Source organism: Amycolatopsis saalfeldensis (assembly GCF_900110575.1).
Classification (GTDB): Bacteria; Actinomycetota; Actinomycetes; order Mycobacteriales; family Pseudonocardiaceae; genus Amycolatopsis; species Amycolatopsis saalfeldensis.
The window spans coordinates 169660-182890 of the sequence record NZ_FOEF01000002.1 but is presented as its reverse complement, the minus strand read 5'-3'; the positions used below and the strand labels follow the sequence as shown (position 1 = coordinate 182890).

Genomic DNA, 13231 nt, shown 5'->3' with positions numbered 1-13231 from the left:
TACTGCCTCCCAGGTGAGGGGAACGGCTGACGCGGGCCGGCTCAGCCGCGTCCGAGTTCTTGGTCGATGAACGCGAACATCTCGTCGTCGCTCACCTCGGTGAGTTCCTCGGCAGCACCGGTCTCCGGCGTGCCTGGCGCGTCGGTCGCCTCCAGCCGCCACTGCAGCGCGGACAGCCGCTTGACCAGCTGCGCCCGGACCGCGGCGTCCGGCTCGGCCGCCGAAACCGCCGTTTCGAGCTTCTCGAGTTCCGCCAGGAGCGGGACCGGGCCGGCGTCCGCGCCGAGTTCCGCACGGACGTGCCGGACCAGCGCGAGCGGGGTCGGGTGGTCGAAGATCAGCGTGACCGGCAGCCGGACGCCGAGGTCGGCCGCGAGCCGGTTGCGCAGCTCGACCGCGGTCAGTGACGTCATGCCCAGCTCGATGAACCCGCGTTCGGACTCGACGTCGTCCGGCGAACCGTGCCCGAGCACCGCGGCGACGTGGCGATTCACCAGCCCCAGCACCAGGTTCTCCTGCTCGGCCGCGCTCAGCCCGGCCAGCCGGTCGAGCAGGCGGGGCTCGGCCCGCCCGGTCTCGGCCCCCGCGGCCCGGCGCACGGCAGGACGCACGAGCCCGCGGAACAGCGAGGGGACGCCGTCCCGGGCGATCGACCGCAACTCCAGCGGCGCGGTGACGACCAGCGAGTCGTCCACAGTGGACGCCAGATCGAACAGCGCGAGGCCCTGCCCGGCCGTCATCGCGAGGACGCCCTCACGGCGGAACCGGGCGAGGTCGGTCTCGTCGAGCTGCCCGGTGAGCTCGCTGCGCTGGGCCCAGAAGCCCCAGGCCAGCGAAGTGGCGGGCAGGCCGCTGACCCGGCGCTGCTGGGACAGCGCGTCGAGGAACGTGTTCGCCGCCGCGTAGTTGGCCTGGCCGACGGCCCCGGAGACGCCGGAGAACGAGGAGAACAGGACGAACGCCGACAGGTTCAGCTCACGGGTCAGCTCGTGGAGGTTGAGCGCGGCGTCCACCTTGGGTTCGAGCACCTTGTCGACGCGTTCGCCGGTCAGCGCGTCGAGCACCCCGTCGTCGAGCACGCCGGCCAGGTGGACGACGCTGCTCAACGGGTGTTCGGCGGGAATCCCGGCCAGCACTCCGGCCAGCTCTTCGCGGTTCGCCGTGTCGCAGGAAACGATGTCGGCCTCCGCGCCGAGGCCGGTCAGCTCGTCGCGCAGTGCACGGGCGCCGGTGGCGTCCAGGCCACGCCGGCTGGTCACCAGGAGGCGGCGGATCCCGTGCTGCCCGACCAGATGACGGCAGAGCAGCGCGCCCAGAGTGCCGGTGCCGCCGGTGACGAGCACGGTGCCGGAGCCGGTGGGGTCGAGCTGCCATCCCGCGGGCTCTTCCGCTGTCCGCGCCCGCACGAGCCGGGGGGCGGTCGCGGTGCCGCATCGCAGGGCCAGCTGCGGTTCATCGGCGGCCACGGCATCGGTGACCGCGGCGACGAGCGCCTTCGCCGAGCTGTCTTCCTCGTCGATGTCGACCAGGGTGATCCGGCCGGGGTTCTCGGACTGGGCCGAGCGGACCAGGCCCCAGACCCCCGCGTCGGCCAGCCCGGCGACGTTCTCCGCCGGCCCGGCGGCCACCGCCTGGCGGGTCAGCACCACCAGGCGGGCGCCGTCGAACCGGGGCTCGCGCAGGAAGGTCTGCACCGCGGCCAGGGTGTCGCGGACCGCGGTGTGCGCGGCCGCGGCAACGCCGTCAGCCGGGTCCGAAGCGACGGGCAGCAGGACCAGGTCCGGCACCGGCTCCCCCGCCGTACCGAGTTCGTCGAGGCCCGGCACCGCCACCACCGGGACCCCGGCGCGCTCCACTGTGGACACCGTGGACATCGCGGAACCGGTGCCGACCACGGCCCAGTCGCCCGCCGGTTCCGCGGCTCCGACGGGGGCCGGGACCCACTGGACCTGGAACAGGGCGTCGCGGTGGGCGGGTCCGGCGGGCGCGAGCTGGTCCGCGGAGATCGTGCCCCGCCGGACCGAAGCCACGGTGAGCACTCGGGCTCCGGTGAGATCCTCGGCCGCGACGGACAGGCCGCCATGGCCGTCCGGAGAGAGGCGCAGCCGCAGCGCGGTCGCGCCCGTGGCGTGGACCTCGGCCCCGCGCCAGCTCGACGGCAGGCTGACGTCGCCCGGTGTCGCGAGACCGGCGGCCAGCGCGGTCTGCAGGAGCGCCGGGTGGACGGCGAACCGGGCCGCGGCGGGATGCAGGTCTTCGGGGAGTTCGGTTCGCACGAACAGGTCCTCGTCGCGCCGCCACACCTCGACGACGTTCCGGAACGCGGGCCCGGGCTCGTGCCCGGCCGTTTCGGCGGTCTTGAGGAATTCGCCGACGTCGACCTGCTGGGCGCCTTCCGGCGGCCAGGGTGCGGGTCCGGCCGGAGCGGCGGCCGTCGCCGACATCGTCGCGGTGGCGTGACAGATCCACGGCCCGCGGGAGTCACGCCGGGAGTACACCGCCACGGCCTGGAGCGCGGATCCCGCGGCCGCCCCGGCGACGACCTGCACCTGGACGGAGTCGCGGCCGTCGAGGACCAGCGGCCGGTGGACGGTCAGCTCGTCGAGCACACCGCAGCCGGCCTCGTCGCCCGCCCGCATCGCCCACTCGGCGAACGCGGTGTCCGGGACCACCACCGCGCCCAGCACGACGTGGTCACCGAGCCACGGGTGCGACTTCAGCCCGATCCGGCCGGTGAGCACCACGCCGTCGGTGTCGGCCCGGCCCAGCGCGGCACCGAGCATCGGATGATCCGCCGGCTCCAAGCCGAGGTCCGCCGCGTTCGCGGAGCCTTCCTGCGGCTCGAGCCAGTGCCGTTCGCGCTGGAAGGCGTACGTCGGCAGGTCCACGCGGCTCCCGCCGGCGACGAGTTCGCGCCAGTCGACGCGCACGCCGTGCACGTGGGCTTCGGCCAGCGCGGTGAGCAGCCGGGAGCGGCCACCGTCGTCACGCCGCAGCGAGCCGAGCACCACCGCCTCGGTCGCGCCGGCGGCGTCGATCGTGTCCTGCAGGCCGGCGGAGAGCACCGGGTGCGGGGACGCTTCGATGAACACGTCGTGCCCGCCGCCGAGCAGTGAACGCACCGCTCCCTCCAGCTGGACTGTGCCGCGCAGGTTGCGGAACCAGTACCCGGCGCCGAGCTCGGCGGTGTCGATCCAGTCGCCGGTGACGGTGGAGAAGAACGGCACGCCGGAGCTGCGCGGCTCGATCGGCGCGAGTGTCGAGGCCAGCTCGTCGTGCAGGGCGTCGACGTGCGCCGAGTGGGACGCGTAGTCCACCGCGATCCGCTTCGCCCGGACGCCGTCGGCCTGGCCGGACTCGAGGAGTTCGTCGAGCGCGGCGACGTCGCCGGAGACGACCACAGTGGACGGTCCGTTCACCGCGGCGACGGACACCTTCCCGTCCCAGCGCTTCAGCCGCGCCAGGACGTCTTCGTGGCTCGCGGTCACCGACACCATGCCCCCGTGCCCGGACAGGGTGCGCGCGATGGCCTGGCTGCGGACCGCGACCACCCGCGCACCGTCCGAAAGGGACAGTCCACCCGCGACACAGGCGGCGGCGATCTCGCCCTGCGAGTGACCGATCACCGCGGCGGGTTCGACGCCGTGGGCGCGCCAGACCGCGGCCAGCGAGACCATCATCGCCCAGAGCGCGGGCTGCGCCACGTCGACGCGACCGAGGTCGGCCGCGTTCTCGTCACCCCGCAGCACCGCCGTCAGCGACCAGTCGGTGAAGGGCCGCAACGCTTCCTCGCACTCCGCGATCCGCGCGGCGAACGCCGGCGAGGCCTTGAGCAGCCCGGCACCCATGCCCAGCCATTGCGACCCCTGACCCGGGAAGACGAGGACGGCGCCCCGGGTGCGGGCGGCGGAGCCGACGGCCAGGCCCGGCGCCGGGTCTCCCTCCGCGAGCGCCCGCACCCCGGCGAGCAAAGCTTCGCGGCCCGCGCCGACGACCACCGCCCGCCGCTCGAGCGACGCGCGGGTGGTGGCCAGCGAGAACGCCGTGTCGGCCGGTGCCTGGTCCGGCACTTCGGCCAGGTGCGCGAGCAGGGACCGCGCCTGCGCCCGCAGCCCACGCTCGGTGCGGCCGGACAGCAGCCAGGGCAGGACGTGGTCCGCCGCATCGACCGGCACAGGGGTGACCGGGACAGCGGCGGCTGGGGTGGCATTGTGCAGCGCCTCGGCGGCCGGGACGGCATTGATCGACACAGCGGCGGCCGGGACAGCATTGTGCAGCGCCTCGGCGGCCGGGGCGGCATTGGTCGACACACCGGCAGCCGGGACGGCATTGTGCGGCGCCTCCGCGGCTGGGGCGGCATTGTGGAGCGCCTCGGCGGCTGGGGCGGCAGCGGCCTGCGCCCCCGCGGCCGCCGGGGTGGGGGCTGCCTGCACCCGGGCCACTGAGGCAACAGGGGCCTGCTCCAGGATCACGTGGGCGTTGGTGCCGCTGATGCCGAAGGACGAGACCCCGCAGCGGCGCGGACGGCCGGTCGCCGGCCACTCCCGGCGCTCGGTGAGCACCGAGACCCCGCCGGTCGACCAGTTCACGTGGGTGCTCGGCGCGTCGACGTGCAGGGTGGGCGGCAGGACCCCGTGCCGCATGGCCATGATCATCTTGATCACGGCCGCCGCGCCGGCCGCGCCCTGGGTGTGCGCGAGGTTCGACTTGACCGAGCCGATCCACAAGGGACGGCCGGGCTCGCGGCCGGGGCCGTACACCGCGAGCAGCGCCTGTGCTTCGATCGGGTCGCCGAGGGTGGTGCCGGTGCCGTGGCCTTCGACGGCGTCGATGTCGGCCGGGGTGAGGCCGGCGTTGGCGAGCGCGGCCTTGATCACGCGTTGCTGCGAAAGGCCGTTCGGCGCGGTGAGGCCGTTCGACGCGCCGTCGGAGTTGACCGCGCCGCCGCGCAGCACGGCCAGGACCTCGTGCCCGTGGCGCTGCGCGTCGGAAAGCCGCTCGACCACCAGGACCCCGGCGCCTTCCGACCAGCCGGTGCCGTCGGCCGCGTCCGCGAACGACTTGCACCGCCCGTCCGGCGCGAGCCCGCCCTGGCGGGTGAACTCGATGAACCCGGACGGGGTCGCCATGATCGTCACCCCGCCCGCCAGCGCCAGCGAGCACTCGCCGTTGCGCAGCGCCTGCGCCGCCAGCTGGAGCGAAACCAGCGACGACGAGCAGCCGGTGTCGATCGTGACGGAAGGGCCCTCGAAGCCGAACGAGTACGAAACCCGGCCCGACAGCACGCTCGCGAGCAGGCCGGTGGCGGCGTGGGCGTCCGCCTCCGCGCCCGCGTTCGCCACCAGTTCGCCGTAGTCCTGCCCGGTGGTGCCGAAAAACACGCCGGTGCGGCTGCCGTGCAACGACTGCGGGTCGATCCCGGCGCGTTCGAGCGCTTCCCAGGACGTCTCCAGCAGGACGCGCTGCTGCGGGTCCATCGCCGCCGCCTCGCGGGGGGAAATCCCGAAGAACCCGGCGTCGAAGTCCGCGACGCGGTCGAGGAACCCGCCCTCGCTCGCGCCGCTGCGGTCGCGGCCTTCGCCGCCGAGCGCTTCGAAGTCCCAGCCGCGGTCGTCCGGGAAGCCACCGACCGCGTCACGGCCCTGTTCGACCAGGTCCCACAACGCCTCCGGCGAACTCACCCCGCCCGGGAACCGGCACCCGATGCCGACGACGGCCATCGGCTCCACCGCGGCGGCGACCAGCTGCTCGTTCTGCCGGCGGAGGCGCTCGACCTCTTTGAGCGACTTCCGCAGGGCCTCGACATAGGGCTCGGTTGTCATCGGTTCCACTCCCGCGTCAGTTCGTGGTGCTCTCGGCGGCCAGCCGGAGCAGGCTCGCGGCGTCCATGTCGTCGATCGAGCCCGGGTCGCCGCCCTCGTCCGGCCCCTCGCCGGACAGGCCGAGCAGCATGTCCAGCAGGCCGGACTGCCGCAGGCGGCTGATCGGGATGGCGGCGAGCGCCCGCCGGACCGCGGCTTCCTCGTCGTCCGCTGCTTCCTCGCCGCCGCCGGGGAAGAGCTCGGCGAGCAGGTGGCTGGTCAGCGCCTGGGGTGTCGGGTAGTCGAAGACCAGCGCGCCGGGCAGCGCCAGCCCGGTCAGCCCGGTCAGCCGGTTGCGCAGGGCCACCGCGACCACCGAGTTGAGCCCGAGTTCCCGGAACGCGCGATCGGCGGGGACGGTCGCGGCCGAGCCGTGCCCGAGTGCCGCCGCCACCTCCGCGCGGACGACCTCCAGCAGCGTGCGGCCGCGTTCGGCGTCCGGCAGATCCAGCAGACGCCGTTTGAGGGCCGGCTCTTCGACGGCGTCCGGAGCCGCCGGAACGGCCTCCGGCAGCGCGGCCAGCAGCGGGCTCGGGCGGAGCACAGTGAACTGCGGGGCGAAGCGCGCCCAGTCGACGTCCGCGACCGTCAGGGTGGTCTCGCCGTCGTCGATCGCCCGCCGGAGCGCGGAAATCGCCAGGTCCGGGTCCATCGCGCCGACCCCGGCCCGGCGGAACTGCTCCGCGGCACCGGTTCCGGCCGCCATCCCGATCCCGGCCCAGGAGCCCCACGACACCGACGTCGCCGGAAGTCCTTCACTCGCCCGGAGTTCGGCCAGCCCGTCGAGATACGCGTTCGCCGCCGCGTAACCCGGCTGCCCTCCGCTGCCCCAGATCCCGGCGCCCGAGGAGAACAGCACGAACGCTTCGAGGCCGGCGGTGAGTTCGTGGAGGTGCCACGCGCCGGCCGTCTTCGCCCGCAGCACTGTCGCGAGCCCGCCCAGGGTCAGCGCCTCGACCGCGTCGTCGTCGGGCACGCCCGCGGCATGGAACACCGCGGTCAGCGGGAACTCCGCCGGGGTCCGCGACAGCAACTCCGCAACTGCGGCGCGGTCACCGACGTCGCAGGCCGCGATGGTCACGCTGGCCCCCGCGTTCTCCAGTTCGGCGCGAAGTTCTTCGACACCCGGCGCCGCCGGCCCGCGACGGCCGGCCAGCAGGACGTGGTCAGCGCCGTTCTCGGCGACCCATCGGGCCACGCGGGCGCCCAGACCGCCGGTGCCGCCGGTGACCAGCACAGTGCCGTGCGAGCGCCGTGCGGCACCGGGACGTTCAGTAGCGGGGGCGTGCACCAGCCGCCGGCCGAAGGCACCCGAAGGGCGGAGCGCCACCTGGTCCTCACTGTCCACACCGGACAGCACCGAGGCGAACCGGGCCGCCGCGACGCCGTCGAACACCTCGGGCAGGTCGATCAGGCCGCCCCAGCGCGAGGGGTGTTCGAGGGCCACGACACGACCGAACCCCCACAGCGCGGCTTGCACCGGCCGGACAGCTTCCGAACCGACGGCGACCGCTCCTCGTGTCACACACCAGAGCGGCGCTTCGATCTCCAAGTCACCCACCGCCTGCACCAAGCTGACGGTGTCGGCGAGGCCGCGCGGCACGTCGGCATGCGGTTCCTCAACCAGACCGAGCAGCGAAACGATTCCCGCCGGGGTGACCCCGTCAAGCGCGGATTTCACCTGCCCGGCAACGAGTTCACGGCCGCCCCCGGTGATGTCCTGACGCACGACGACAGCTCCGGCCGCAGCGAGCGCGGCAGCCACTTCGTCGCCGAGTTCCGAAGCGGCCGGTTCAGCCAGCAGCCAGGGGCCGCTCAGCCGAGCGTCGGGAACCGGCACCGGAGCCCACTGGACGCGATAGCGCCAGCCGTCGACCGCCGACCGTTGCTCCGACCGCGCGTGCCACGCCGAAATCGCCGGAAGCACCGTCTCGAGCGCGGAGAACTCGTCGTCGAGGGACAGCTCCCCCGCCAGCGATTTCACGTCACCGCTGCGGACCAGGTCCCAGAACTCCGAATCCGGCCCGGTCCCGGCCGGCGCGGTCGCGGCCTGGTCCGACCAGAACCGGCGGCGCTGGAAGGCGTAGGTGGGCAGGCCGACTGTCCGCGGCTCGCCCGCGGCGAACACCGTCGTCCAGTCGACCGGCACTCCGTGGACGTGCGCCTCGGCGAGCGAAGTCAGGAAACGGCGGGTGCCGCCTTCATCCCGGCGCAGCGAGCCGAGCACCGCGCCTGGGTCCCCTCCCTCGGATTCGACGGTCTCCTGAACGCCGCCCAGCAGAACCGGGTGGGGACTGGCCTCGATGAACACTTCGTGCCCGTCGGCCAGCAGCGCGCGGGTCGCCTGTTCGAGCTGGACCGTCTGCCGGAGGTTCGTGTACCAGTACTCCGCGCCGAGTCCGGCAGTGTCGAGCCTCGCGCCGGAAACCGTGGAGTAGAACGGCACGGTCGCGGACCGGGGGCGGATCGGGGCGAGGACTCGCAGCAATTCCTCCCGGACGGCCTCGACCTGGGGGCCGTGCGAGGCGTAGTCCACGACGATCCGGCGGGCGCGCACGTCCTGGCGCGCGCATTCCGCTAGCACGGCGTCGAGCGCAGCGGGCGTGCCGGACACAGCCACCGAGGACGGTCCGTTCACCGCGGCCAGCGAAACGTCGTCGCCCCACGGCGCGAGCAATCCGGCCACCCGCTCGGCGGACCCGGCGATCGAGACCATCCCGCCGAGACCCGAAAGGCTCAGCAGCGCTTGGCTGCGCAACGCGACGACACGGGCGGCATCGTCGAGCGAGAGCGCGCCCGCCACGTACGCGGCGGCGATCTCGCCCTGCGAATGCCCCATCACGGCGGCGGGTTCGACTCCGTGGGCGCGCCAGACCGCGGCCAATCCGGCCATGATCGTGAACAGCGCGGGCTGGACGACGTCGACCCGGTCCAGGATCGCCGGGGCGCCGACACCGGCGACGACGTCGTACACCGGCCAGTCCACGAACGGCGCCAGCGCGTCGGCACAGGCGCGCACGCTTTCGCCGAACACCGGCGAGGCGGCCAGGAGTTCGCGGCCCATCCCCCACCACTGCGAGCCCTGCCCGGGGAAGACGAACACCGGCCGGCTCTCGCTGCCGGCCCGGCCGAGCACGACCGACGCCGACGGGCCGTCCGCCGCGAGCGCGGCCAAGCCGTCGAGGAACTCCTCCCGGGTTTCCCCGAGCACGGCGGCCCGGTGCGCCAGCGGTGAGCGCGTGGTGGCCAGCGACCAGCCGACGTCGACCGGCGCCAGGCTCGATCGGCCGTCCACAAAGGATCGCAGCCGCGCCGCCTGCTCCCGCAGCGCCGGCACGGACGCCGCCGAGAGCACCCACGGCAGCACCCCGCCGGTCTCGGCCCGCGGTCCCGGTTCGGCGGCGGCCGGCGCCTGTTCCAGGATCACGTGGGCGTTGGTGCCGCTGATGCCGAACGAGGACACCGCCGCTCGACGGGGGCGGTCCAGCTCCGGCCAGGCCGTCTTCTCGGTCAGCAGCTCCACCGCGCCCGCGGCCCAGTCGACATGCGAGGTCGGCTCGTCCACGTGCAGCGTCTTCGGCATCACGCCCTCGCGCAGCGACAGCACCGTCTTGATCACTCCGCCGACGCCGGACGCCGCCTGGGCGTGGCCGAGGTTCGACTTGAGCGAGCCCAGCCTCAGCGGCCGCTCACGATCCTGGCCGTAGGTGGCCAGCAGCGCCTGCGCCTCGATCGGATCGCCCAGTTTAGTGCCGGTGCCGTGGGCCTCGACCAGGTCGACGTCCGATGTGGACAGTCCGGCGTCGGCCAGCGCCGCGCGGATCACCCGTTGCTGCGAGGGACCGTTCGGGGCGGTCAGGCCGTTGGACGCGCCGTCGGAGTTCATCGCCGCGCCGCGGACCACGGCCAGCACCTCGCGGCCCTGTCGCCGCGCGTCCGAAAGCCGCTCCAGCACGAGCATGCCGACGCCTTCGGACCAGCCGGTGCCGTCGGCATCGTCGGAGAACGCGCGGCACCGGCCGTCCGGGGAAAGGCCGCCCGCGCGGGCGAACTCGCTGAAGCTGTCCGAGGTCGCCATCACGGTCACGCCGCCGGCGAGCGCCATCGCGCACTCACCGCTGCGCAGCGACCGCACGGCCATGTGCAGCGCGACCAGCGAGGACGAGCACGCGGTGTCGACCGTGATCGAGGGGCCTTCGAGGCCGAGGGTGTACGACAGCCGGCCGGACATCACGCTGGAGGTGTTGCCGGTGAGGATGAGCCCTTCCAGGTCCGCGGCCGCGCTGCCCAGCGTCTCGGTGTAGTGGGTGTGGCTGGCGCCGACGAACACGCCGGCCGGACGCCCCTTCAGCGTGTGCGCCGCGATGCCCGCGTTCTCGAGGGCCTGCCAGGTGGTTTCCAGCAGCAGGCGCTGCTGCGGGTCCATCGCCAGCGCCTCACGCGGGGCGATCCCGAAGAACTCGGCGTCGAAATCGGCGACGTCGTAGAGGAATCCGCCCTCGCGGGTTTCGCTGCTGCCGGGGCCGCCTCCGGCGAGCATGCCCAGGTCCCAGCCCCGGTTGGCGGGGAACTCCGAGATGGCGTCGGTGCCTGAGTCGACGAGCTGCCAGAGGTCTTCCGGGGACTGGACGCCACCCGGGAAGCGGCAGCTCATGCCCACGATGACCACGGGGTCTTCGGCGTGCGCGCCCGGCTCGGCGGCGGCCGCGAGCGGCTCGGGCCCGTCCGTGCCGACGAGTTCGCCGAGCAGGAACTCGGCCAGCTGCGCGGGCGTCGGGTAGTCGAACACCAGCGTCGAAGGCAGCCGCAGGCCGGTGATCTCGGTGAGCCGGTTGCGCAGCTCGACCGCGGTCAGCGAGTCGAAGCCGTGCTGGCGGAATCCTTGCCGGACATCGATCGACCCGGAGGACGAGTGCCCGAGGACCGCGGCGGCGTCGTTGCGCACGAGGTCGACGAGGAAGCGGAGGCGTTCCGCCGGTGCCAGGCCGGCGAGCTGGGCCGCGAAGGTCGAAGCCGCTGCGGCGGAGGAGGCTTTCGCCGCCGTGCGACGGGCGCCGCCGGCCAGCCCGCGCATCAGCGGCTGGAGGTCGCTCCTGGACCGCAGGGCCCGCGCGTTGATCCGCATCGCGACGACCAGCGCCTCGTCGGCGGCCAGCGCGGCGTCGAACAGGGCCAGGCCCTCTTCCGCAGTCACCGGGGGAAGCCCCGCGTTGTCCATCCGGCGGAGGTCGAGGTCGGTCAGGTCGGCGGTCATGCCGCTGCTCTGCGCCCACGGCCCCCAGGCGATCGACGTCGCGGGCAGGCCCTCACGTTTGCGTTGCTGGGCAAGGGAATCCAGGAACGTGTTCGCCGCGGCGTAATTGCCCTGCCCCGGGCTGCCCAGCACTCCGGCGACTGAGGAGAACACGACAAACGCCGCGAGCGGGAGGCCGCGCGTGGCTTCGTGCAGGTGCCAGGCGGCGTCGACCTTCGGCCGCAACACACCGTCCAGGCGCTCCGGGGTCAGTGACTCGACGAGGCCGTCGTCGAGGACACCCGCGGTGTGGACGACGGCGGTCAGCGGATGCCGCGCGGGGACTCCCGCCAGCAGGGCGGTGACGGCCTCACCGTCGGAGGTGTCGCACGCGGCGATCGTCACTTCGGCGCCGTGGGAGACCAGCTCGTCACGCAGTCCGGGCGCGCCCGGGGAGTCCGGGCCGCGGCGGCTGGCCAGCAGCAGGTGCCGGACGCCGCGTTCGGTGACCAGGTGCCGGGCGAGCAGGCTGCCCAGGCCACCGGTGCCGCCGGTGATGAGCACGGTGCCTTCCGCGTCCCAGCCGCGCGGCATCGTCAGCACGATCTTGCCGACGTGCTTCGCCTGGCTCATGTGGCGGAACGCGTCCCGCGCGCGCCGGACGTCCCAGGTCGTCACCGGCAGCGGCTTCAGCGCGCCGAGTTCGAACAGCTCGACGAGCTCCCGCAGCATTTCCCTGGTGCGGTCCGGTCCCGCGTCGACGACGTCGAACGCCCGGTAGGTGATCCCGGGCAACTCGGCGGCGTCGCGGAGGTCGGTCTTGCCCATCTCCAGGAACCGGCCACCGGGCGCGAGCAGGCGCACCGACGCGTCGAGCAGTTCGCCGGTCAGCGCGTTCAGGACGACGTCGATGCCCCCGCCGAACACCTCCTCGAACTCCGCCGTGCGCGAGGACGCGATGTGGTCGTCGGGGATCCCCATCCCGCGCAGGGTGTCCCACTTGCCTTCGCCGGCCGTGGCGTAGACCTCGGCGCCGAAGTGCTTCGCCAGCTGGATCGCGGCCATGCCGACGCCGCCGGCCCCGGCGTGGATCAGGATCGACTCGCCCGCCCGCAGCCCGGCCAGGTCCACCAGCGCGTAGTACGCGGTCAGGAAGACCAGCGGCACCGACGCCGCCCCGCAGTCCGACCAGTCGTCCGGGACCACGGTCAGCACCCGCTCGTCGGCCACCGCGAGCAGGCCGATGCCGCCCGCGATCATGCCCATGACCCGGTCGCCCGGACGCAGGTCCGTCGCGTCGGGGCCGACCTCGACCACTGTGCCCATGGCCTCGGCGCCCAGCGGGCCGGGCTCACCGGGGTACATGCCGAGCGCGCTGAGCACGTCGCGGAAGTTCAGCCCGGCGGCCCGCACGCTCACCCGGACTTCGCGGCCGGTCAACGGTTCGGCGGCCGCGGTCGCCGGCTTCAGCTCCAGATTGTCCAGGCTGCCGCGGCGGCTGGTGACCAGGTGCCACGGCTCGCCGCCGGCCGGGGGAACCAGCGCCGGACCGGAGGTGAGCGAGGCCAGCCGGGCGTGGAACACCTGCTCGCCACGCACGACGAGCTGCTGCTCTTCGGACGCGACCAGGCCCGGCACGATGCCGGGATCGGCGGCCGGGTCGAGGTCGATCAAGAGGAACCGCCCGGGGTTTTCGGCCTGGGCCGAACGGATCAGGCCCCAGATCGCGGCGGCCGCGAGGTCCGGTGCGTCCTCACCCGCGACCGAGACGGCGCCCCGGGTGACGAACACCAGCCGGGCATCGGCGAACCGGTCCTCGGCCAGCCACTGCTGCACCAGGCCGAGCGCCCGGGCCGTCACCGCGTGGACGTCCGCGGCGCCGGGCGCACCGGCGATCGGCACGAGCACGGCGTCGGGAACGTCGGTCAGCTCGGCGAACGCCGGAACCACGGGGGATCCGAGCGCCAGGCCGAGTTCGTCCGGTCCGAGCACCACGCAGGCGGCCGCTTCCCGGTCAGTGCCGGCCTCGATCCAGTCGATCCGGAACAGCGAATCCGACGCTCCGGTGCCGGTGGCGGTCGCTCCGGTGGGGGCCGCGCGCAGCACCAGCGAGTCCACGGTGATGACCGGTGCGCCC

At 73.9% G+C, this 13231-nt stretch carries 2 protein-coding genes; both read right to left on the bottom strand.

Translation table 11 applies throughout. The features are described from left to right. Nucleotides 1-41: 41 nt before the first annotated feature. On the bottom strand, nucleotides 42-5831 hold the full coding sequence (locus tag BMY97_RS04970; RefSeq protein WP_425425232.1) for a type I polyketide synthase: 5790 nt from the start codon (nucleotides 5829-5831) through the stop codon (nucleotides 42-44). A gap of 7 nt (nucleotides 5832-5838) precedes the next feature. Continuing rightward, nucleotides 5839-13200, bottom strand: a complete 7362-nt coding sequence (locus tag BMY97_RS04965; protein WP_425425237.1) for a type I polyketide synthase — start codon at nucleotides 13198-13200, stop codon at nucleotides 5839-5841. Nucleotides 13201-13231 lie beyond the last annotated feature (31 nt).